At 70.6% G+C, this 22,955-nt stretch carries 17 protein-coding genes; 9 read left to right on the forward strand and 8 right to left on the reverse strand.

Annotated elements, in window-relative coordinates; genetic code table 11:
• Positions 1-185: 185 nt before the first annotated feature.
• Positions 186-3,770 carry a DNA polymerase III subunit alpha gene (dnaE, locus tag OU415_RS03350; RefSeq protein WP_270947019.1) on the forward strand — a complete coding sequence of 1,195 codons (3,585 nt, stop codon included), beginning with the start codon at positions 186-188 and terminating at the stop codon, positions 3,768-3,770.
• Between the two features lie 44 nt (positions 3,771-3,814).
• On the opposite strand, the gene OU415_RS03355 is transcribed toward dnaE, so the two are convergent.
• A complete protein-coding gene (locus OU415_RS03355) occupies positions 3,815-6,310 on the reverse strand; it encodes a glycoside hydrolase family 3 protein (RefSeq protein WP_270947020.1) in 2,496 nt (831 codons plus the stop codon).
• Positions 6,307-7,566, reverse strand: coding sequence for an MFS transporter (locus tag OU415_RS03360; protein WP_270947021.1), 1,260 nt, complete (start codon positions 7,564-7,566; stop codon positions 6,307-6,309). The genes OU415_RS03355 and OU415_RS03360 overlap by 4 nt, the downstream gene beginning before the upstream one ends.
• Positions 7,567-7,739: 173 nt before the next feature.
• Between OU415_RS03360 and OU415_RS03365 the strand changes: the two genes are divergently transcribed.
• Positions 7,740-8,348, forward strand: a complete 609-nt coding sequence (locus tag OU415_RS03365; RefSeq protein ID WP_270947022.1) for a TetR/AcrR family transcriptional regulator — start codon at positions 7,740-7,742, stop codon at positions 8,346-8,348.
• A gap of 11 nt (positions 8,349-8,359) precedes the next feature.
• On the opposite strand, the gene OU415_RS03370 is transcribed toward OU415_RS03365, so the two are convergent.
• Complete coding sequence (locus tag OU415_RS03370; protein ID WP_270947023.1) at positions 8,360-9,922, reverse strand: multicopper oxidase family protein; 1,563 nt, start codon at positions 9,920-9,922, stop codon at positions 8,360-8,362.
• The gene (locus tag OU415_RS03375) at positions 9,919-10,350 is read right to left on the reverse strand and encodes a hypothetical protein (protein WP_270947024.1); all 432 of its coding nucleotides are present in this window, start codon (positions 10,348-10,350) and stop codon (positions 9,919-9,921) included. Before OU415_RS03375 ends, OU415_RS03370 begins: the two co-directional genes overlap by 4 nt.
• 111 nt (positions 10,351-10,461) lie before the next feature.
• On the opposite strand from OU415_RS03375, the gene OU415_RS03380 reads away from it, so the two are divergent.
• On the forward strand, positions 10,462-11,346 hold the full coding sequence (locus tag OU415_RS03380) for a LysR family transcriptional regulator (protein ID WP_270947025.1): 885 nt from the start codon (positions 10,462-10,464) through the stop codon (positions 11,344-11,346).
• An 89-nt stretch (positions 11,347-11,435) separates the two neighbouring features.
• Here OU415_RS03380 and OU415_RS03385 read toward each other — a convergent pair whose 3' ends face one another.
• Positions 11,436-12,080: a CatB-related O-acetyltransferase gene (locus OU415_RS03385; protein ID WP_270947026.1), complete on the reverse strand. Its 645-nt coding sequence runs from the start codon at positions 12,078-12,080 to the stop codon at positions 11,436-11,438.
• Between the two features lie 82 nt (positions 12,081-12,162).
• Here OU415_RS03385 and OU415_RS03390 point away from each other — a divergent pair, with 82 nt between their 5' ends.
• Together OU415_RS03390 and OU415_RS03395 are read left to right on the forward strand one after the other, a co-directional pair.
• A complete protein-coding gene (locus OU415_RS03390; protein ID WP_270947027.1) occupies positions 12,163-12,762 on the forward strand; it encodes a TetR/AcrR family transcriptional regulator in 600 nt (199 codons plus the stop codon).
• Between the two features lie 108 nt (positions 12,763-12,870).
• Positions 12,871-14,097 (forward strand): cytochrome P450 family protein, encoded by a 1,227-nt coding sequence (locus OU415_RS03395; RefSeq protein ID WP_270947028.1) that lies wholly within the window; start codon positions 12,871-12,873, stop codon positions 14,095-14,097.
• A gap of 84 nt (positions 14,098-14,181) precedes the next feature.
• Here OU415_RS03395 and OU415_RS03400 read toward each other — a convergent pair whose 3' ends face one another.
• On the reverse strand, positions 14,182-15,675 hold the full coding sequence (locus tag OU415_RS03400) for a potassium/proton antiporter (RefSeq protein ID WP_270947119.1): 1,494 nt from the start codon (positions 15,673-15,675) through the stop codon (positions 14,182-14,184).
• 307 nt (positions 15,676-15,982) lie between these two features.
• Between OU415_RS03400 and OU415_RS03405 the strand changes: the two genes are divergently transcribed.
• The 3 genes from OU415_RS03405 (at position 15,983) to OU415_RS03415 (ending at position 18,814) form a co-directional block, all read left to right on the forward strand.
• Positions 15,983-17,161 carry a sensor histidine kinase gene (locus tag OU415_RS03405; protein ID WP_270947029.1) on the forward strand — a complete coding sequence of 393 codons (1,179 nt, stop codon included), beginning with the start codon at positions 15,983-15,985 and terminating at the stop codon, positions 17,159-17,161.
• Positions 17,158-17,805 carry a response regulator transcription factor gene (locus tag OU415_RS03410; RefSeq protein ID WP_270947030.1) on the forward strand — a complete coding sequence of 216 codons (648 nt, stop codon included), beginning with the start codon at positions 17,158-17,160 and terminating at the stop codon, positions 17,803-17,805. The genes OU415_RS03405 and OU415_RS03410 overlap by 4 nt, the downstream gene beginning before the upstream one ends.
• 76 nt (positions 17,806-17,881) lie before the next feature.
• Positions 17,882-18,814, forward strand: a complete 933-nt coding sequence (locus tag OU415_RS03415; protein WP_270947031.1) for a hypothetical protein — start codon at positions 17,882-17,884, stop codon at positions 18,812-18,814.
• Between the two features lie 233 nt (positions 18,815-19,047).
• On the opposite strand, the gene OU415_RS03420 is transcribed toward OU415_RS03415, so the two are convergent.
• Positions 19,048-21,039, reverse strand: a complete 1,992-nt coding sequence (locus OU415_RS03420; RefSeq protein WP_270947032.1) for an arabinofuranosyltransferase — start codon at positions 21,037-21,039, stop codon at positions 19,048-19,050.
• A 232-nt stretch (positions 21,040-21,271) separates the two neighbouring features.
• On the opposite strand from OU415_RS03420, the gene OU415_RS03425 reads away from it, so the two are divergent.
• Entirely contained in the window at positions 21,272-21,895 is a 624-nt protein-coding gene (locus OU415_RS03425) for a DUF2567 domain-containing protein (RefSeq protein ID WP_270947033.1), read from the forward strand.
• A 52-nt stretch (positions 21,896-21,947) separates the two neighbouring features.
• On the opposite strand, the gene OU415_RS03430 is transcribed toward OU415_RS03425, so the two are convergent.
• The gene (locus OU415_RS03430; protein WP_270947034.1) at positions 21,948-22,934 is read right to left on the reverse strand and encodes an EGFR-like transmembrane domain-containing protein; all 987 of its coding nucleotides are present in this window, start codon (positions 22,932-22,934) and stop codon (positions 21,948-21,950) included.
• Positions 22,935-22,955: the final 21 nt, after the last annotated feature.

Consider the following 22,955-nt stretch of genomic DNA (forward strand, 5'->3'; position numbering starts at 1 on the left):
CGCAAACCTGGTGCGTGAACGGCACGTGGTTTCGTCCAGTTCTAGCGCGGGGCGTGATCGACCGCACCTGTTTCTGCTCGTCGTGGTGGAAAACGCTCGCAACGCCGGGGGAATCGGCGGTCACAGCGGGTGCGCGCGTTAGGCTGGCGGCTCTCCCCGAAGCTGTCGCGAAGGAGGACTTCCCCGTGCCTGTCGACCCCTTCGTCCACCTGCATGTGCACACCGAGTACTCGATGCTCGACGGTGCCGCGAAGGTGGGGGCGTTGTTCGCCGAGGCCCAGCGCCTCGGGATGCCTGCGGTGGGGATGACCGACCACGGGAACATGTTCGGTGCCGACGAGTTCTACCAGCAGGCGAAGAAGACCGGGATCAAGCCGATCATCGGCATCGAGGCCTACCTGGCGCCGACCAACCGCTTCCACAAGAAGCCGGTGTTCTGGGGTGAGGCGAAGCAGCGCGGCGCCGACGAGTTCGGTGAGGGCGGTGACGTCTCGGGTGCCGGTGCGTATACGCACATGACGATGGTGGCGCGTAACGCCACCGGCCTGCGGAACCTGTTCACGTTGTCCAGTCGCGCGAGTTTCGAGGGCATGTACCGCAAGCCGCGGATGGACCGCGAGTTGATCTCGGAGTTCTCTGAGGGCATCATCGCCACCACGGGTTGTCCGTCCGGTGAGGTGCAGACCCGGCTGCGGCTGAGGCAGTTCGACGAGGCGTTGCAGGCGGCGGCCGATTACCAGGAGATCTTCGGCAAGGAGAACTTCTTCCTGGAGTTGATGGATCATGGGCTGCCGATCGAGCGGTCGGTGCGCCAGGGTCTGCTGGAGATCTCCAAGAAGCTCGGTATTCCGCCGTTGGCCACCAACGACAGCCATTACGTGACCGTTGACCAGGCCGATTCGCATGGCGCGTTGCTGTGTGTGCAGTCCGGTAAGACGCTCAGCGACGAGTCGCGGTTCAAGTTCGACGGCGATGGCTACTACTTGAAGTCCGCCGAGGAGATGCGCGAGTACTGGGACTCCGAGGTTCCGGGTGCGGCGGACAACACGCTGCGGGTCGCGGAGATGGTCGAGTCCTACGAGGACGTGTGGGACTTCAAGGACCGGATGCCGCGCGTGACCGACGGCAGCGGCCGTTCCGAGCGGGAGTTGCTGGCCGCTGAGCTCGAGCAGTACTTGCCGACGCGTTACCCGAACGGTCCGACCGAGGAGTGCCGCAGGCGCATCCAGGTCGAGTTGGACGTGCTGGACACCAAGGGGTATTGCGCGTACTTCCTGGTGGTCGGTGACCTGACCCGGTGGGCGAAGTCGCAGGGCATCCACGTGGGGCCGGGTCGTGGTTCGGCCGCGGGGTCGCTGCTGGCCTACATCCTGCACATCACGAACCTGGATCCGCTGGAGCACGGTCTGATCTTCGAGCGGTTCCTGAACCCGGAGCGCGACTCGCCGCCCGACATCGACCTCGACTTCGACGACCGGCGTCGTGACGAGGTGCTGCAGTACGCGATCAACAAGTACGGGCGGGACAAGGTCGCCCAGGTCATCACCTTCGGCAAGATCAAGACGAAGGCGGCGATCAAGGACTCGGCGCGTGTGCACCACGGCCAGCCGGGGTTCGCGATCGCGGACAAGATCTCCAAGGCGTTGCCGCCGCCGATCGCGGCCAAGGACATCCCGCTGTCGGGCATCGTGGATCCGCAGCACGAGCGCTACACCGAGGCTGCCGAGGTCCGCAGCCTGATCGAGACCGATCCGGCGGTGTCGCAGATCTTCGACACGGCGCGGGGCCTGGAGGGCCTGATCCGCAACGCCGGTGTGCACGCGTGCGCGGTGATCCTCTCGTCGCAGCCGCTGCTGGGCACGGTGCCGTTGTGGGCGCGTGATGACGGCTCGATCATCACCGGCTGGGACTACCCGTCGTGCGAGGCCATCGGTCTGCTGAAGATGGACTTCCTGGGCCTGTCCAACCTCACCATCCTCGGCGACGCGCTGCGGATGGTGAAGGAGAACCACGACCGGGAGATCGACCTGTCCAACCTCGCGTTGGACGACAAGGCCACTTACGAGCTGCTCGCCCGCGGGGAGAGCCTGGGAGTGTTCCAGCTCGAAGGTGGCGGCATGCGCGAACTGCTCAAGCGCATGCAACCCACCGAGTTCGCCGACATCGTGGCCTGCAACGCGCTGTACCGGCCGGGCCCGATGGAGGTCAACGCGCACAACGACTACGCGGACCGCAAGAACGGCAAGAAACCGGTCGAGCCGATCCACCCCGAGCTGGACGAGCCGCTCAAGGACATCCTCGCCGAGACCTACGGCCTGATCGTCTACCAAGAGCAGATCATGGCGATCGCGCAGAAGGTGGCCGGTTACAGCCTCGGTCGAGCGGACATCCTGCGCCGCGCGATGGGCAAGAAGAAGAAGGAGGTCCTGGACCAGGAGTTCGAGGGCTTCCGGGACGGGATGCTCGCGCAGGGCTTCTCCGACGAGGCGATCGAGAAGCTGTGGGCGACCGTCCTGCCCTTCGCCGGTTACGCGTTCAACAAGTCGCACGCGGCGGGTTACGCCCTCGTGGCGTACTGGACGGCCTACCTGAAGGCGAACTACCCGGCCGAGTACATGGCGGGCTTGTTGACCTCCAACGGTGACAACAAGGACAAGATGGCCATCTACCTGGCCGAGTGCCGGCGGATGGGCGTCAAGGTGCTCTCGCCGGACGTCAACGACTCCAAGGACACCTTCGCCGCGGTCGGCTCCGACATCCGCTTCGGCATGAGCGCGATCCGCAACGTCGGGTCGAACGTGGTGGCCTCGATCGTCAAGTCCCGCCAGGAGAAGGGCCGCTACACCTCCTTCACCGACTTCCTGGACAAGTCGGAGATCCTGGCCTGCAACAAGCGCGTCATCGAGTCGCTGATCAAGGCCGGTGCGTTCGACTCGCTGGGGCACACCCGCATGTCGCTGGTGCAGCACCACGAGAACGCGGTGGACGCGGTCATCGGGTTGAAGCGGCAGCAGGCGATGGGCCAGTTCGACCTGTTCGGCGCCGACGATTCGGCCGACAGCGCGGACGCCTCGCCGCTGGCGCACCTGAACTTCACGCCGGAGGAGTGGCCGCGCAAGCAGCTGCTGTCCTACGAGCGGGAGATGCTGGGCCTGTACGTCTCCGCGCACCCGCTCGACGGGGCCGAGCGGCTGCTCGCGCCCTACCAGGACACCGGGATCGCGGATCTGGTCGGCGGTGAGCGGGAGTTCGGCGGCGGCAAGGAGCAGATCAAGATCGCCGGGATGATCTCGGGGATCCAGCGCCGCATCAACAAGAACGGCCACCCGTGGGCGATCGTGACCCTCGAGGACCTCGACGCCAGCGTCGAAGTGCTGTTCTTCCCGAAGTCCTACGAGATGTTCGCCGACTGCCTGGTCGAGGACACCGCGCTGGCGGTCAAGGGCCGCATCAACGAGCGCGAGGGCACCATCAGCGTCTTCGCCTCCGACGCGGTGCCGGTCGACATCTCGGCGGCCGAAACGGACCCGGGCACCGACCCGGCGTTCGTGATCAAGGTGCCGGTGGGCCGGGTGGACCAGTCCTTGGTGCTGGAGCTGAAGCGGACCCTCCAGGCGCACTCGGGCACGACCCCGGTGCACCTCAAGCTGCAGAGCCCCCGCGGCGTGACCCGCCTGGCGCTGTCCAGCGACTACTTCGTCTCGACGGAGAACGGCCTGCAGGGCGAGCTCAAGGGCCTCCTCGGAGCAGGCTGCTTCGAAACCGTCTGACGCGCGGTGCGCCGGTCCGCAGCGGACCGGCGCACCGAACGGTGTCAGGCCGTCTCGACGCTGGTGCGCAGGCGCAGGTCGTCGAGGCTGCGGCCGGTTTCCGCGGTGTAGCTGCCGGGGATCAGGCGCCAGGTCCCGGCTTCCTCGTCCCAGAGCTCGGCGGCTCGGCGGGGCAGCACGACAGTCGCTTCGGCGGTCTCACCGGGTTCTGCCGTCACGGACGCGAAGCCGGCGAGGCGGCGGGCCGGGCGTTCGGCGGCATCCCCCTCCGGGACGGCGAGGTAGACCTGGACCACTTCGCGTCCGGCCCGGTCGCCGGCGTTGCGCACGCGGACGGTGAGCCTGCCCAGCTCGTCCGCGCCCTGCGGTGCGGCGAGCTCGGCCGACTCGTACTGCCAGTCGGTGTAGCCGAGGCCGTGCCCGAAGCAGTACGCCGGGGCGGTCCCGGCCCGCTGCCAGGCCCGGTAGCCGATGAAAACGCCTTCGTCGTAGCGGAGTTCTCCGTCGTCCGGGGTCACCTGGGTGACCGGGGCGTCCGCCAGCTGCACCGGCCAAGTGGTGGGCAGCCGGCCGCCCGGCTCCTCGACGCCGAGCAGGACGTCGGCGAGCGCGGCACCGGCCTCCTGGCCGGGGAACCAGGTGAGCAGGACGGCGGCGACGTCCTCGCGCCACGGCATCTCCACCGGTGAACCCGAGTTGACCACCACGACGGTGTTCGGGTTGGCCTCCGCCACCCGCTGCACCAGCTCGTCCTGCCGGCCGGGCAGCCGCAGGCTCGTGCGGTCGGCGCCCTCGCTCTCCACCCGCTCGGTGGTGGCGACGATGACGATCGCCGTCCCGGCGGATCGCGCGGCGGCGACCGCCTCGTCGAGGAGTTCGTCGGCGTCGCGCTGCGGGTCCAGGTGCGCGAGGCCGACGCCCACCGAGTCCAGCGGCAGCGGCGTCGCGCTCTTGGGGATGACGTTGAGCAGGCTGACCTCGACCGCCTCCCCGGCGGCGAGCTCGACCTGGCCCCGCTCCACCGGGGCCTCGAAGAACGCCTCGAACGGGTCGCGGCCGTCGAGCGAGTGCGCGCCGTCGAAGACGACTTCGCCGGCCACGGTGAGCTTGAACCCGCCGAGGCCCTTGGTGCCGAAGGTGTGCAGGCCGCTCTCGCGCGGGGTGAACGTGCCGACGATCTCGACGCTGTGCAGCTCCTCGTAGCGCACGCCGTCGGGGAAGTCGCCGTGCCACTGCACCATCCCGTTGGGCAGCTCCTCCTCGCCCAGCACCCGGCCGTCCGCGTCGCGCACGACCGCCCGAAGGGCGAAGCCGGCCCCGGCGATCCCGAGTTCGTCGCTGGTCTCGGTGCCGACCGCGAAGGTCACCTGGCCACCGGGCAGCGCGGCGCGCAGCCCGTCGAGCGGGGACACGACGCGGTCCGGGAACACCTGGGCCGAACCGCCGCCGAGCACCCGGGCGTCCCGCGCCGCCGAACCGATCACGGCGACCCCGGAAGCGGCCGACGGGTCGAGCGGCAGCAGGTGGTTCTCGTTGCGGACCAGGACGAATGCGCGCCTGGCGATCTCCCGCGCGAGCGCGTGCCCGTCGACCTCGGCGGGCCGCTCCTCAGCCGGGACGGCGGCCGGTACGCCCTCCAGCGCTCCGACCCGGGCGGCGAGCCGCAGGACGTTGCGCACCGCATCGTCCACAACGGACTCGTCGACCTCGCCGGCGCGGACCGCGGCGGCCAGCGCCTCGCCGTAGACCGTGCGGGGGCCGGGCATGGCGACGTCCAGGCCGCCCCGGATGGCGCCCGCCGTGTCACGCGCGGCGAACCAGTCGGACACGATGTAGCCGTCGAAACCCCACTCCCCGCGCAAGACCTCGTTCTGCAGCCGGGAGTGCTCGGTCATCGTCGGGCCGTTCACCGAGTTGTAGGCGGCCATCACGCCCCACGGGCGGGCCCGCTCGACGATCATCTCGAACGGCGCCAGGTAGAGCTCGCGCAGCGCCCGCTCGCCGACGATGTTGTTGACGGTGAAGCGCTCGGTCTCCGCGTCGTTGGCGACGAAGTGCTTGACCGTGGTGCCGACCCCGCCCTCCTGCACGCCGCGCACGTAACCGGTGCCGATCTCGCCGGTCAGGTGCGGGTCCTCGGAGTAGCACTCGAAGTGCCGCCCGCCCAGCGGCGAGCGGTGCAGGTTCACCGTGGGCGCGAGCAGCACGTGCACCCCCTTGCGCCGAGCCTCCTGGGCCAGCAGGTGACCGGCGCGCCGGGCCAGTTCCGGGTCCCAGGTGGCGGCCAGCGCGGTGGGGCTGGGCAGCGCGATCGACGGGTCGTCCGCCGTCCAGCGCACGCCGCGCACCCCGATCGGCCCGTCGGACATCACCAGCGGGGCGAGCCCGATCTCGGGCAGAGCGGGCAACGACCACATGCTCTGCCCGGCGAGCAGCCTGGCCTTGGCATCCAGGTCGAGTCGGGCGAGTGCCGCCGCGACCGCGGCGTCGTAGCTGACCACTGTGGACTCCTCCGGTTCGTGGTTGGTGGAACGGTTCATCGGGTGCCCTTGATGCGGGTGACAAGGAGCGCGCCCAGCAGGGCGGCGGCTGCGGCGATGCCGAACAGCAGCGGGTAGTTCTGCCCGCCGCCGACGGCCAGCACGAACGGGGCGATCATCGGCATCAACGACTGGGGGAGGGCGTTGGCGATGTTCACGATCCCCAGGTCCTTCGCGCGGCTGCTCTCGTCGGGCAGGACATGCGTGATCAGCGCGGTGTCGACGGCGTAGAACAGGCCGCCGCCGACGCTGATGACCAGCTGGGCGACCACGATCGCGGACAGGCCCGGGGCGGCGGCGAGCAGGCCGATGCCGATCGCGACGATCAGACCGGAGACCATCACGAACGGCTTGCGGCGGCCGGTCCGGTCGGAGAGCCAGCCGCCCAGCGCGGCCGTGGCGGCCTGGAGGCCGTAGCCGCCGGCGACGAGCGCGGCGACCAGGCCCGCGGTGGCGGCGGCGTCGAGGCCCATCCGGAACGGCACGTAGTAGGCCAGGTACGTCATCGGTGCGACCGAGCCGAACATGACCAGGAACTTGGTGAACCAGGCCCAGCCGAAGTCCGGGGCGCGCCGCGGGTCGAACACGAAGCTGCCGAGGAATTCCCGGACCGAGAACGGCTGCGGCGCCTCGGCCGGGGTCCGGTCGGGGAGGGTGGCGGCGAACCAGCAGACCAGGCCGACGGCCAGCACGGCCGGGAGCAGCAGCATGACGCGCAGGTCCGAGGTGAACGCGGCGATGCCCGAGCCCACCAGCACGGCGCCGGTCAGGCTGGTGCCGATCGCGCCGGACGCCCTGCCCAGGCCGGATTCCGGGACCTGGTCGGGGATGCTCGCCATGAGCGCCGAGAACGCGGCGTTGAAGGAGCACTGGGTGATCGCCCACCCGATGACCAGCGCGGGCACCGACGGCAGGAAGGCGATCACGCAGAGCCCGAGGGCGCCGCCGACGACCCCGCCGACCAGCCACGGGCGGCGGCGGCCGAAGCGCGAGCGGGTGCGGTCGGACAACCGGCCGAACAGCGGGTTCGCGACCATCGCCAGCACCGCCCCGACGCCCAGCACCAGGCCGAGGGTCGATTCCTTGTGCTGCGGTGCGACTTCCGCGACGCGCAGCGCCATGGTGACGACCACCGGGGTCAGCAGTGCGCTGTAGAGACCGAGGTTCGCCAGGCCCAAGCGGAGCACGAAGCCGCGCGGGGCGCTCCGATCGGCTTCCGGCGGCGTGGTGCGGGTGAGGGCAGTCGGTCTGTCCACTGCCGTACCTCCTCGTTGAGGTAAGGGAAAGGGGGAATTCGGGCAGGCCGGAGCGGGTACGCCGCCCTGTCGTCGGCAGCATCCTGACCGATTCACCTGTAGATCAGTAGGTGTCGTTATATTTCCGCAATAATTTGTGCTGCTGGGTGTTCCCGACGACTACGCTCGGTTCCGTGACAGCGGATCGATCAGCACCACGGGGCAGGGCGCTGCGCAGCGAGAACCGGCGCGCCGAGATCCTGCAGGCAGCGATGTCGGTGATCGCCGAGCGCGGCTACCGGGGCGCCTCGCTCAGCGCGGTGGCCGAACGCGTCGGCATGACCCAGCAGGGCCTGCTGCACTACTTCCCGACCCGGGAGGCGTTGCTCATCGCGGTGCTCGAAGCCCGGGACGAGTGGGACACCGGCGGAACCCAGGGCGGTGCGCACGCCTGGCCGCTGGAGATGTGGACCCTCCTGGTCGACTACAACACGACGCGCAGCGGTGTCGTGCAGACGTTCTCGGCCTTGCTCGGCGAGAGCGTGACCGACAACCAGCCGGCGCGCGAGTACTTCGCCCAGCGCTACGTGATGGTCCGCGAGCGCGCGGCGGCAACCCTGCGCCACGAGTTCGGGGAGCGGCTCCCCGGCGGGCTGACCCCGGAGGAAGCGGCGCCGCTGGTGGTCGCGGTGATGGACGGCATGCAGTTCCAGTGGTTGCTCGACCCGGACAGCGCCGACATGTCCGCCGCCTTCCGCCACCTGATCGCGCTGCTCGGCGAGGAGCGGCCGCAGGGCGGTTGAGGCGGCTCCTGTCACGTGGTTTCGAAGGTGGCCATCATGCCCATGTCCTCGTGCTCGGCGTTGTGGCAGTGGAAGACGTAGCGGCCGCGGTAGTGCTCGAAGCGGGTGATGACCTCCACCGCTTCGCCGGGTTGCAGGTCGACGGTGTCCTTCCAGCCAGCGTCGAGCGGGTGCGGTTCGCGGTTGCCGCGGGAGAGGACCTGGAAGTGGGCCAGGTGCAGGTGGATCGGGTGGTGCAGGTCCGCGACGAAGCGCCAGATCTCGACGTCGCCGAGGCGCGGGCGGGCCGCGACGTAGCCCGTGTCGAAGGGGCGGCCGCCGATCAGCCAGCCGCGCCGATCGCCGTGGCGGCCGCTGCGGAAGGCGAAATCCCTGGTCACCACGGCTTGTTCGCGGCGCAGCGGTTCCACTTCGGACAGTCGGGGCGGGATGGCGGAGTCGTCGGGTTCGCGGCGGGTCACGCGGAACCGCATCACCTGCGCGGTCGAACCGGTGCCCAGGCGGTTCACCAGGGTGACCTCGGTGCCGACCGGGTAGCGGCCGAAGTCGACGATCACGTCATGGCGCTCCGCTGAGGCCAGCGCGATGCTGTCGTGCGCGACGGGGGATGCCAGCAGGCCGCCGTCCGAGCCGATCTGCACGAACGCCGGGCCGTCCGGCGGTGGTGGGTCCAGCGCGAGTTCGTAGCGGCGGGCGTTGGAAGCGTTGAGGACGCGCAACCGGTGCCGGGTCGCGGAAACCTCGTGCACCGGCCACGGCACGCCGTTGACCAGGACGACGTCGCCGAGGACACCGGCCGCGTACGCGTCGGTCACGCCGGGGACGGTCGTCAGCGACGGGTCCAGCGAGGGGTAGTCGAACGATCCGTCCGCGGCGAACGCGCGGTCGGTGATCAGCAGCGGGATCTCGCGTTCGCCGCGCGGCAGCGGGAGGGCGTCCTCCTCGTCGTCGCGGACGACGTGCAGCCCGGCCAACCCCCGGTACACGGCCGGGCCGGTGAAGTCCATCCGGTGGTCGTGGTACCAGAGCAGCGCGGCGCGCTGGTCCAGCGGGTAGATGTACTCGCGGCTGCCTCGCGCGATGCTGGCCCGCGGGTCGTGCATGCCGTGGTGGCCGTGATCCCAGCCGCGCGTCGGCAGGACGAGGTCGGTCGGATACCCGTCGGACTCCGGTGGGGTGCGGCCGCCGTGCAGGTGGGCGACGGTCGGCACCGGGAGCTCGTTGCGGTGGCGGATGATCGCGGTGCGGCCGCGCCGCGATTCGACGGTGCGGCCGGGGAAGATGCCTTCGTAGCCCCAGATCGGGGTGCGCAGTCCGGGCAGGATCTCCGCCATCGCCTCGCGCGCGGTGATCTCGTAGCGGTCGGCGAAGTCGTCCTGCGCAACGGGTTCCAGCACGGGCGGGATCGCCAGCGGGAGCTGGAAGGGAGCGGGCAGGGGGACCGCGCTGCGCAGCACTGCGCCGGTCGAGGTGTGCTGGGCCAGCAGTCGTGGGCCGCCCAACCCCGCCGCCAGCACGATTCCGGCGCCGCCGGCCAGACCGAGGAACCGCCGGCGCCCCATCGCGGTGCTCATCGCGCGACCTCCGGAGCGCCCAGCGCGCTCGGTCGCCAGAGCGCGACCAGCGAGACCGTGCTCAGGGCGATCAGTGCGACGCCGAGCGGAAAGTGCACGCCCAGGGCGCCGAGCAGCCCCGCGAAGTACTGGCCGGTTTCGCCGAGGACGATCAGCGCGGCCGCCGCGCTGGGCCAGCGGGGGCCGCGCCGGGCCCAGAGGACGAGGGCGGCCGCCAGCTGCGCCAGTCCGAGGTAGTAGACGACGTCCGCGCCCACCGCGTGGACGTGCAGCATGTCGTAGTCGCCGCTGAGCAGCACACCCGCGAACACCGGTTGCCCGAAGATCGCGATCGCGTGCGCCGAGGCGATGGCGCGGAGGGTCAGCAGCACCGGACGTGCCCGGTTGCGCTCGGATTTGGCCGTTCCGGCCGAAGTGGACGGTCCCATCGTCGCTTCCTGGTGATCAGAGGATCTTGACCACGACGTTAGGGACGGATTCCGATACCTTCCAAGACCAATTCTGCGATGAATTCATGCCCCATGGGGCATCATGGGTGTATGGACCTGCTGCCGCTGCGCTACTTCCAGGCGGTCGCCCGCCACGAGCACATCAGCCGGGCCGCCGCCGAGCTGCGGGTGTCCCAGCCGTCGCTGTCGCGGACGATCGCGCGGCTGGAGAAGGAGCTCGGTGTGCCGCTGTTCGACCGGCAGGGCCGCCAGATCCGGTTGAACCGCTTCGGTTCGGCGTTCCTCACCCGGGTGGATCGGGCGCTGGCCGAGCTCGACGACGGCCGGCAGGAGCTCTCGGACGCGGTCGGCCTGGTGCGCGGCAGCGTCGCGGTGGCGACGGAGACGCTGCTGACCTTGTCGGGTGCCCTGGTCGGATTCCGCGCCGAGCACCCCGACGTCGACGTGCGGCTGTACCAGTCGTCGGCCACGGCGATGCTCCAGCGGCTGCGCCGCGGCGAGGTGGACCTCTGCCTGTCCTCGCAGCCGGTCGACGATCCGGCGCTGGAGACGGCCGAGGTCCTGCGCGAGGAGGTGCTGCTGGCGGTGCCGCGCGAGCACCCGCTGGCGTCGCGGACCAGCGTCGGCATCGCCGAGATCGCCGAGGAACCGTTCATCACCACCAGCGGCGACTTCTGGCAGCGGGAGCTGACCGACCGCTTGTTCGCGGCCGTCGGCCGGCGCGCCAACATCGTCTGCGAGAGCGACGAACCGGCGGCGAGCGCGTTCCTGGTGAGCCTCGGACTGGGTGTGGGGCTCGTCCCGGAGATGGCGAGCAGGTACGACGTGGCCCCCTTGGTGTTCCTGCACGTCGACGCACCGGGCTGCGAGCGCGTGCTGTCCTACGTGTGGCGCCGCGACGCCTATTCCTCGGCTGCGGCGCGCCGCTTCCGCGAGCACACCACTGAAACCCTCCGCCGAGAAGCGCGGAGCTGACCGCCGCGGGACCGGCGGTGGGCGAACGGACCGTTCGCTTCGACGGAGGAGGTGGAGGCTCCGCCCCTTCCAATGTCCGGAGTGGACTGTCAACGCGGGGGTGCGGCGTGCTCCAGGTCGTCGATGCTGCCGGACATGATGGTGCGGATGTGCTCGGTGATGTGCTGGAGCGGCCAGTCCCACCAGGTCAGGGCGAGGAGGCGGTCGACGTCCGCATCGGAGTAGCGGCGGCGGATGAGCTTGGCGGGGTTGCCGCCGACGATGCCGTAGTCGGGGACGTCGTCGACCACGACCGCTCCGGACGCGATGATCGCCCCGTGGCCGATCCGGACGCCGGGCATCACCGTGGACCGGTAGCCGAACCAGACGTCGTTGCCCACCACGGTGTCGCCTCGTCCGGGCAGGCCGGCGATGAGGTCGAAGTGCTCGCTCCAGGAGCCGCCCATGATCGGGAACGGGAACGTGGACGGGCCGTCCATGCGGTGGTTGGCGCCGTTCATGATGAACCGCACGCCCTCTCCCAGCGCGCAGAACTTCCCGATCACCAGCTTCTCCGGCCCGTAGTGGTAGAGCACGTTGCGGGTTTCGAAGGCGGTCGGATCCTCCGGATCGTCGTAGTAGGAGAACTCCCCGACCTCGATCAGCGGCGAGGTGATCAACGGCTTCAGCAGCACCACCCGGGGTTGTCCGGGCATTGGATGCACCACGGTCGGGTCGGCCGGTGCGGTTGACATCGCTGATCCTCCGTTATTGCGACAAGTGTTACTTTAAGAGCCTCCCATGGCACCGCCGCGTCGAGCAACGGAATTACCAGCGATGACTTCTCCAGAACCTCGCCGCCGCCCGGGCGGCCGAACCGCACGCATCCGCCAGCAGGTGCTCGACGCGGTCCTCGCGGAGCTCGGCGAGCACGGTTATGACGGGCTCGCGGTGGAAACCGTCGCCGCCCGGGCTGGCGTGCACCGCGCGACGGTGTACCGGCGCTGGGGCGACGTCGGCGGCCTGCTCGCAGACGTCCTGGACGCGGCTGGCGACGACGACTGGCAGCCCCCGGACACCGGTTCCCTGCACGGGGACCTGGCAGCGCTCAACCAGGAGATCCACGACGCGCTGGTCGCGGAGCCGCCGGTCGTGGCGGCCCTGATCGCCGCCTCGTTCCGCTCCGAGAAGGCCGAACTCGCCCAGCGGCGGCTCTGGGAGGGGCGGTACGCGCGCTGCGAGACCATCGTCAGCCGGGCTGTCCAGCGCGCCGAGGTCCCGCCGGGCACTGACGCGCAGCGACTGCTCATCGCGGCCACCGCGCCCGTGTACCACCAGTTGCTGCTGCTCCGCACGCCACCTGACCCGGCCCTGCCGGACCAGGCGGCCAGGACCGCCGTCCTCGCTGCGTCCGCCGGGGCCTTCGCCGGTGCTTGACGAGTCCTTCGATTGCTGGGCAGGGGTTTTCGGAGCCGTGTGACAGGTCGGCGTGAACGGGGTTAACTGGGTAGCAGGGGTCACAACTGCCTAGCGCGGAGGAATCCGATGCCGTCCACCGAGGTGCACGCCGAAGTTCCCGTTTTCGACTCCGCCTTCGTGCAGGACCTGCACGCGCGGTACGCCGAGATCCGCGACGCCACGCCGGTCCAGCGGATGGTCACGCCGAGCGGCCTGCCGGTCTGGGTGATCACCAGGTACGCCGATGCGCGCGCCGCGCTGGCGGATCCGCGGCTGAGCAAGGAGTCCGCGCGCATCCGCGAGGTGATCACCGCGAACCTGCCGCCGGGCGCGGACCACCGGATGTTCGGCAACGAGCTGTCCGCGCACATGCTCAACATGGATCCGCCGGACCACACCCGGCTGCGCAAGCTGGTGGTCAAGGCCTTCACCAGCCGCCGGGTGGAAGCGCTGCGGCCGCGGGTCGAGGAGATCACCGACCGGTTGCTCGACGAGATGGCCGGGCAGTCCGAAGTGGACTTGTTGGACTCCTTCGCGTTCCCGCTGCCGATCCAGGTCATCTCCGAGCTGGTCGGTGTCGACGAGAGCCGCCGGGACGACTTCCGGGCCTGGACGAACACCCTGCTGGACGCCTCCGACCGCGGAGCGGCGGAGGACGCCGCGATGGCGATGGGCCAGTACCTCACCGAGCTCATCGAGCTCAAACGCCGCGAGCCCGGCGACGACCTGCTCACCGCGCTGGTCGACGCCACCGACAACGAGGACCGGCTCAGCGACGGCGAACTGATCGCGATGGTGTTCCTGCTGCTGGTGGCCGGGCACGAGACGACGGTCAACCTGATCGGCAACGGCGTGCTGCACCTGCTGCGCCACCCCGACCAGTGGGCGGCGCTGCGGGAGGACCCGGACCTGGTGGCCGGCGCGGTGGAGGAGATGCTGCGCTTCGACGGGCCGGTGATGCACGGGACGTTCCGCTTCACCGCGGAGGCGGTGCCGGTCGGCGACGTGGAGATCCCGGCCGGGCAGATCGTGTGGGTCGGGCTGGCGGCGGCCAACCGCGACCCGGAGCAGTTCCCCGACTCGGAGCGGTTCGACATCACCCGCGACGCGCACGGGCACCTGGCCTTCGGCCACGGGATCCACTTCTGCCTCGGAGCCCAGCTCGCCCGCCTGGAGGGGCAGACCGCGCTGCGCAAGCTCGTCGAGCGGTTCCCGGACCTCAGCCCCGCCGGACCGCTGGACGGTGCGGAATGGCGCTTCAGCACGCTGATCCACGGCCTCCGGGCGCTCCCCGTCCACCCCGGCGGGCGCTGACCCGGTTCCGGGGGTGCCAATTTCGTACGAAAGTGACCATCACCTGGGGTGCTCGATCCAGGCGACGACGTGGTGGCGCGACTTCTAGTCCGGTTCGCCGTGCTCGCCGAACCAGTGGGCGAGCTTGCCGCGGCGGCTCACCGCGCGCAGCCGTCGCTCGGCGGCGGCCCGGTGCTCCACGGTGGTGACGACGAGCAGCTCGTCGCCGATCTCCAGGTAGCTGTCCGGGAGCGGGACGAAGGCCCGGCCACCCCGCACGACCAGCGGGACCACCGCGGGCTCCGGCAAGCGGAGCTCGACGATGGTCGTGTGGTGCAGCCGGGATCCGGGCGGCACGGTCATCGTCAGCAACTCGGCGTGGGCGACGTTGAGCGGCACCGAGTCGAGCTGGATCTCGCGGGGCGCCTCGCGCGGGATGATGCCCAGCAGCCGGGCCAGCGGGCGCAGGCTCGGGGCCTGCACCAGGGTGAACGCGACGACCAGCACGAACACGATGTCCAGCACCCGCTGGCTGCCCGGCACGCCCTGCACGATCGGGAACGTCGCCAGCACGATCGGCACCGCACCGCGCAGGCCCGCCCAGGACAGGAACACCTGTTCCCGCCACGGCACGTGGAAGCCCACCAGCGGCAGCACCACCGACACCGGGCGGGCGACCAGCAGCAGGACCAGGCCGATGACCAGCGCGGGCAGCACTTCGCCGGGCAGCTCGCTCGGCGTCACCAGCAGGCCGAGCAGCACGAACAGCCCGATCTGCGCGATCCAGCCGAGTCCTTCGGCGAAGGAGCGGGTGGCCGAGCGGTGCGGCAGCCGCCCGGTGTTGCCCAGCGCCAAGCCGGACAGGTAGGCGGCGAGGAACCCGCTGGCCTCCGCGGCGCCACCGGCGGCGAAGGCGATCACGCAGAGCCCGAACGTCGCCACCGGGTACAGCCCGGCGGCCGGCAGCGCCAAGCGCGGCAGCACCTTCGCCCCGCCCACGCCGATGGCCAGCCCGATCGCCGCTCCGATGGTCAGCTGGTAGAGCAGGTCGACCGTGATCTCCAGCGGCGAGACCTCCAGCGGGACGGTGCTGAACAGCAGCACGAAGATCACGGTCGGCGCGTCGTTGAACCCGGATTCGGCCTCCAGCAACCCGGCGAGCCGCTTGGGCAGCGGCAGTACCCGGAGCACGGAGAACACCGCTGCCGCGTCCGTGGACGACACGATGGCCCCCACCAGCAGCGACAGCTGCCAGTCGATGCCCAGCAGCAGGTGCGCGCCCAGGGCCGTGACCACCAGGCTGATGCCGACGCCGATCGTGGCGAGCATGGTGGCGGGCGCGAGTAATCGCCGGATGTCGGACCAGCGGGTGGACAGACCACCTTCGATGAGGATGATGGCCAGCGCCGCCGTGCCCAGGTTCTGCGCGATCTGGGCGTCGTGGAACTTGATGCCCAGCACGTCCTCGCCGAGCACCACGCCCAGCCCGAGGTAGATCAGCAGGCTGGGCAGCCCGAGCCGGGAGGCGAGGAGCGCGGCCACCGCACCGGCCAGGAGCACGAGTCCACCGACGAGCAGCACCAGGTACAACTGCTGCAGACTCATCGCATCCCCGCTCGACCGCCTACTCCGATCGAACCAGTACAACAACATCGACCGGGTTGCGCGGCCCAGGACGACTCGCGAGTCGCGGTGGCGGCGCCAGCCGACGGCCTTTTGTTGCACCGCTGTTATCCAGCGGGTTCGTGCACCACCTCCGCGACCTGTGACGCGCTGTCGCGTGGTCGGACGAGTCGTGAGCGGCGGTGGTTGCTCTTACGGCCATCGCCGCTCACGATGGATCTCCACTGTGGACCTCGTTCTCGAGGAGGAGGTCCGGGGGCCTTCGGGTGGATAAGTTGGCGCAGTGCGGACTGCAACGAATCGGCTGGTCGTCGACGGCCCGGTAGCCGTGCTCTGCGGGGCGGTCGGGGCCGCGGTGTCGTTGAGCGCCGTGGCCGGCGCGAGCCTTCCGGAGTGGGTGGCGCTGGTCGCGATCCTGGTCGGGCTCACCGCGTGCCTGGGCGTGCGCCGCGTCTGGCCGACGGCGGCGTTCGTCGTCGGCTCGGCGCTCATGCTGGTGCTGGTCGCGCTGCCGAACGTCGGCGACCAGGGCATTCCGCCGATCCTGCTGCCGTTCTCGCTGATCCACCCGGTGCTGCTGCACGCGGTCGTCGCGCACACCGAGCGCTCCGCGCTGCCGGTCGCCTGCGGTCTGCTCGGTGCCGCGATCGCGGTGGTGCGCGGGGTGATCGGCTTCCCGGTCGATCCGCTGGGCACGGCCGGGGTGCTGGCCGCTGCGGCGTTCGGGTCCGTGCTCGCGGCTTGGGCGCTCGGGCGCTACTCGCGGATCAGCGTCGCCTACGTGCGGTCCCTCGAGGAGCGGGCCGCCCAGGCCGAGCTGTTGCGCGAGCAGCAGGTGCGCGAGGCCATCGCCGCGGAACGCCGGTTGATCGCCCGCGAGATCCACGACGTGGCCGCGCATTCCCTCGCGGTCGTGCTGGCCCAGGCCGACACCGCACGACTGGTCTTCGACCGCGATCGGGACAAGGCGCGGGAGATGATCGGCACGGCGGTGGAGGTGGGGCGGCAGGCGATGGGGGAGTTGCGCAGCATGCTCGGCGTCCTGCGCACCGGTGACGAGACCGCGCCGGCAGGCCAGGACCTCGCCGAACTGGTCGAGACGTTCCGACGAGCCGGCGCCGATGTCGAGCTGGTGGACGAGGGCGAGCCGCAGGAGATCGACACCGCGCAGCGGCACGCCGTCTACCGGATCGTGCAGGAGTCGGTGACCAACGCGCTCAAGCACGTCGGGCCGGACGTGCGCTGCCGGATCGTGCTGGACTGGACGCGGGAGCGGCTCACCGTGACCGTCGCGGACGACGGTCCGGGCACCTCGGCGGACCTGACCGCCGCCGGCGGGTTCGGCATCGTGGGGATGGCCGAGCGGATGCGGCAGATCGGAGGCGATTTCGAAGTGCGCAGCGCACCGGGTGCGGGAACCGAGGTGCGGGCCGGGTTCGGCCTGCTGGAGGTGCCGCGATGACGATCCGCGTGGTGGTCGCCGACGACCAGCAGCTCATCCGCTCCGCGCTGACCACCGTGCTCGGGCTGCACGACGACCTGACCTGCGTCGCCGAGGTCTCCACCGGGCGGGAAGCGCTGGCGGTGTGCCGGGCGAGCCGGGTCGACGTGGTGCTGATGGACATCCGGATGCCGGACCTGGACGGCATCGCCGCGACCGAGCTGATCACCGCCGAGCTGCCGGGCACCCGGGTGCTGGTGCTGACCACCTTCGACCTCGACGAGAACCTGTTCGCCGCGCTGCGGGCCGGGGCCAGCGGTTTCCTGACCAAGGACACGCCGGGCGAGGAGGTCGTGGCCGCGGTGCGGACCGTTCACGAGGGGCATTCGATCGTCTCCCCGCGCGCCACCCGCAGCCTGCTGGAGCTGGCCCGCACGTCCGCGCCGCAGCCGCCGGAACCCGGCTGGGAGGCGCTGACCGGGCGCGAACGCGACGTGCTCGTGGAGCTGGCGCGCGGCTCCTCCAACGTCGAGATCGGCGCTGCCCTGCACCTGGCGGAGACCACGGTGAAGACGCACGTGGGCAGCATCCTGCGCAAGCTCGGCGTCCGGGACCGCCTGCACGCGGTGATCTGGGCCTACGAGAACGGGGTCGTGCGGAGCTGATCTCCTCCTCGCGGAGGAGGCGGTCGGTCCGCCGCGGAGGAGTTCCGGAACGGGCGTTCCGGCCAGCATTCCGGGCATGAACGAACACCGATTCTCCGATATCGCGACCGGGATCGTCGGGCTCGCGCTGCTGGTGATCCCGCCGCTGTGCTGGGCGACCGGCGCACCCAACCCGCTGGCCGCACCGGGCGACAGCTCCGGTCGATCGCTGGCCCTGCTGCCGCAGCCGATGGCGCACCTGGTCATGGCCGTGTGCGGGGTGGTCGTCGTCGCCGCTGCTGCGTGGCAGAACCGCGCAGTCCGGATCGCCGCGCTCGGCGCGTTCGCGCTGCTCCTGGACGCCGGTGCGCTGGCCGCGATCGGCTACCTGCCGTTCATGGTCGTCTCAGCGGTGACCGGTCACGTCGACAACCTCAGCGCCTACCTCTCGATCCCGCTGCTGATGCAGCTCGGCATGGCCGTGGCCGCCGCGAGTCTGCTGTGGACGGTGGTGGACCGGCCGGTGTCCGGAACCCACGAGCGCGCCCGGATCCGCACCGCGAGGTGGACCCGGATCGCGATGATCGCGCCCCTGTTCTACGCGGCGACGCGCGTGCTGATGGCGCTCGACGTGCCGGGCTTCGCGATGCCGTCGATGGACGTGTCGGGCAAGGCGGCCGGGCTCGGGCTGGCGCTGGCCGCGGTCGGCGGCACCGCGCTCACCTGGGGCCTGATCCGGCCGTGGGGTGAGCGCTGGCCGCGCTGGATCCCGTTCGCCGCGGGCCGCGAGGTCCCGGTCGCCTTCCCCGTCGCGGCCGCGCTGGCGGTGTCGGTGCTGGTGATGGCGGCGGGCAAGGCGATCCTGGGGCTGGTGTTCACCACCAGCACCGAGGTCGCCGCCCACCCGATGGCCTGGCTGCCGATGCTCCTCTGGCCGCTCTGGTCGGTCTCGCTGGCGCTCGCCGCGCTCAACTACCGAACCCGCCGCACCACCGACCCCGAGATTGCCTGTCGAACCCGTCTTGCCTGACGGTGCGGGGCGGAACATCAGCGTCCGCCTTTGATCTTTGTCTTGATTCGCCGCCAGGCGAATAGCCCACCCTCGCAACCGGCACCGCCGCGGGTTCTCAGACGTCGCCTGGCGAGGACGGCCCGACTGCCGTGTATTGGCATACATAAAGTTGGGCACCCGGAGTCCAGGCGGCGTCTGAGGTTCCGCTACTCGCACCGCTGCGCAAAACGAGTTCAGAAACAGGTTTTCCCTCAGCGCAGGGCGATGATCGTGTAGGGGCCGACGTCGCGCTTGACGAAGGCCGGGGAGTCGAACACCGCGCGGTCGAAGTAGACGTCGTAGTCGCGGACGTTCGGCAGCTGCGGGAACGCGTCGCCCTTGAGCTGCAGGACCAGCTTGCCCTGCTCGCCCTCCGGCAGCTCCACGGTCGAGTGCGGGCTGTCCGGGTTGCTCAGGACGAACACGTTGGGCGCGTGGAACTTGCTGTCGCGCAGCATGCCGATCAGCTCGTCGCTGGTCTTGGCCGTGGTCCACCGCTGGATCTCGGCGGCGCGCTGGTCGTAGTCGCCGAGCGGGTTCGCGTAGTGCGGCGTCTCCTGCTGGAAGCCCCAGTAGGGCATGAACGACATCAACTTGTAGTCGGTGCTCAGCAGCAGGTTCTGCTCCGGGGCGCGCCCGGTCAGCTCGGCGATCGCGCGGATCTCGTCCGCGTTCCACGAACCGAGCTGCGCCGGGTCGCGCTGCCCCATCGCGTTGTCGCCGGTGGGGTAGTAGTCCTGGTAGGCGGCCTGGACCGACCCCTGCAGCTTGTCGCCGATCGCGCTCTGGCTGATCGCGATCGCGCCGAGCAGCCCGACCGCGCAGGCGACCATGCTGATCTGCAGCGCGTGCCGGAGGTCGAGCTTGCGCCGCAGGTGGCCGATCAGCTCCAGGGCGCCGAAGACGCCGGCCACGGCCAGCGTCACGTCGAGGATCACGTTCAGCCGGAACGCCAGCAGCGTGGTCTTGGCGACCAGCGCCAGCGTCGAGAGCGCGAACCAGCAGTAGACCGCGATCACGATGGTGAACATCGCAGCCGCGACCTCGTTGCGGCGGCAGCGCACCAGCAGCCACACCAGACCCGCCAGGCACAGCACGCCGAACGCGGTGCCCTCCATCATCGGCGTGGGCAGGAGGGCGCTCTCCTCCGGCAGGTAGTGCTGGGCCGCGCTGCGCGGGTTGTTCAGCAGGAAGTCGGTGGCCACCAGGTAGGGCAGCCAGGCGAGCAGTGCGATGACCAGGCTGACCAGCCCGATCGGCAGCAACCGCAGGAACAGCTGCCGGACCGTCGGCCACAGGCGTTGCCCCTGGTGCACCCGGAACGCGCCGATGACCACCGCCATCGTCAGCACCATCAGCACCGCGAACCCGAAGTGCAGGGTGTAGGTGATGGAGGCGAAACCGACGTAACCGCCGATGCACACCAAAGTCCACTTGGGAGCCGCGTCCCGGCGCCGCAGCGCGTGCCAGGCCAGCACCGCGACCGGCGCCAGCCAGGCCGCCGACGGCCACGCGTAGGGCTCCTCGATGCCGTGCAGCATCCCCGCCAGCGCGGTGGCGATCGCGGCCAGCAGCGCGATGCGGCGCCGGACGACCACGCTCCACAGCGTGAACGCCACGACGGTGGTCACCGCGACCCAGGCCAGCGCGTACGGCTTGTACGCGGCCCAGCCGTCCCAGCCGAGCAGGTTCGCGAACCGGCCGCCCAGCCAGAACCAGCCGCTCGGGTAGTAGGGCGCGGTGTCGGCGTAGTTCATGTCGGCCAGGCCCGGCGTGCTGGCCATCCGCGTCATGAACTGCATGCGGAAGCCGTTGTCCACAGAGGACCCGCCGTAGTAGAACCTGGTGTTCTGCAGCGGAACGGCCAGCGCGAGCGTGCTGAACGCGCTCAGCGACACCCAGGTCCCGAACAGCCGCAGCCAGCGCGGCGAGCGGTGGTGCCCGAGCGCCAGCAGCACGAACAGCACCACCAGCACCAGCCCGCTGCCGGTGGCGGCGAGCGCCTCGGGGGCGAAGCTGGGTTCGCTGATGCTCAGGCGGGTGGCCGCGAACTGCAGCACGAGGCTCACCACGGCGGCGACGGCCGCGCCCAGCAGCAGCTCGGCGATCGTGTTGCGCAGCGGCAGGCGGACCGCTGAGTCCCGCCGCGGTTCGTCGATCGGGCTCGGTCCGGTCAACTTGATGCTCGGCAGGATTCCCGCCACTTCACGCGTCCTTCGGCGTAGCTGACATGGGGGCTCGCGCAGAATAGTTGACGCGCCCCGCACACCCCGCCATCGGGTGATGCGAGCATCGCGCGCTGTAGCGCTAGGGTGACCGCGACGGCCGGTCGCCGTTGTCGGTCCGCAGTTTCAATTGAAACTGCGGCCCCTGTAACCCGGAGGAACCGCAGTTTCCCACGGACACTGCGGTCTGGCGCCGCTAGGAGGTCGGCGAGTGGCGGACAGCCCCCAAGCACCCGGAGGGGAGTCCCACGGCACTCGTGCCGTCCCGGAGCGGATCGGGGACGAGGTGGATCACCTGATCCCGCACCTCGCCGAGCCGCCGGTGCCGCGCGTGGTGGTCAAGGCCGACCTGCTGCCCGCGATCAGCGCGGTGTCGCTGATCGCGCTGCTCGGGTTGCCCGTGGGGTGGGTGTGGTCCCGGCTGGCGCCGCCGCAGCAGAGCGTGCTCGGGCCGAAGGGTTCGCTGACCCCGCTGCTGGTGGAGAGCTACCACGGCTTCGACGCGATCGCGATCTTCATGCTGCTGACGTTCGGCGCCGGTCTGCTGACCGCCTCGGTGCTCTGGCGGATGCGTCGCCGGCGCGGTCCGGTGCTGCTCATCGGCGGTGTGCTGGGCTCGCTGGTCGCGGCCTGGCTGGGCATGCAGATGGGTGCTTCGTTCGCCGCCGGGATGTACCAGATGCCGCCGAACCCGCAGCTGGGCGATCTGATCACGGTGGCGCCCGAGATCAACACCGCCTGGGTGATGCTGGCGCAGCCCCTGGCGGTGGCGCTCGGCTACGGCCTCGCGGCGTCCTGGAACGGCCTGGACGACCTCGGCCGCCGCCTCGGCTGACCTTGAGAAACGACGCACCCCGGCTCTCGAGCGGAGCCGGGGTGCGGTTTCGTCAGGGGGCTGCGCGGAGGGAACCGGTGAGCTGGTTGAGCTGATCGGCTGTGGTGGCGCCTTCCACGTCCTGGTCCGCGACGGCCATGAGGACCACCGAGCTCTGCCCGTCACTGTTCGTCGCCACCACGCTGGCCAGCGTCTTCGGCGAGTCGCACGGTCCCGGCTGGGGGATCGTCACCCGCGCCGTGACCCGGACCGCGGGGGTGTTCCCGGGCAGCTGGATCTGCTCCGGCGGGCCGGTTTCGACCACCGGCTTGACGCCGTCGCGGGAGTAGGCCAGGTCGACGAGCTTCGCCAGGGTCTCGGTGGCCACCGCGGTGTCGTCCGGGCCCTTGCGGGCGCTCACGCCCGAGGTCGCGCGGTAGCTGCGGGGGTCGCCGGGGCAGAAGCCGACCTGGTAGTCGGCCACCCCGGTCATGGTCACCGGGTCGTCCGGCGGGCCGTAGGCCTGGATGTTCTCCGGGTCGGGGTCCGGCACCCAGCCCATCGGCACGTCGTAGAGCGCGGTGCGCTTGGGCACCCGCACCACCTGCCAGCCCGGGACCACCGGCGGCAAGTCGGGGTTGGCCGCGGTCGGCTGCGTGGTCGGGGCCTGGGTGGGGGTGTTCTGGCTGGTGGTGGGCTTCGCGGGCGGCGGTGTCGGCGCTGCTTCGTCGCTGCTGGGGATGAGCACGACGATCGTGGTGACGATGGCGATCACGGCCACCGCGCCGAGCGCGATCGCGGCGATCATCGGACCGCGGCTCTTCTTCGGCGGCGGCGTCGGGAAACCGCTGATCATGCCCGGGTACTGCTGCTGGTACTGCGGCTGCTGGTACTGGGGTTGCTGGAACTGCGGTGGCTGCTGCGGCTGGCCGAACGCGCCGAAGCCCTGGTACTGCCCGCCGGGCTGCTGACCCTGCGCACCGCTGGTCGGCTGACCGGTCAGCGGGTCGTACTGCTGACCGTTCGGATCGGAACCCCAAGGACCACCAGGTGAGGACATGGGGGTGATCCTATCCAGCCC

Origin of the sequence: Saccharopolyspora oryzae (assembly GCF_027853915.1) — a bacterium.
In the GTDB taxonomy this organism is placed as follows: domain Bacteria; phylum Actinomycetota; class Actinomycetes; order Mycobacteriales; family Pseudonocardiaceae; genus Saccharopolyspora; species Saccharopolyspora oryzae.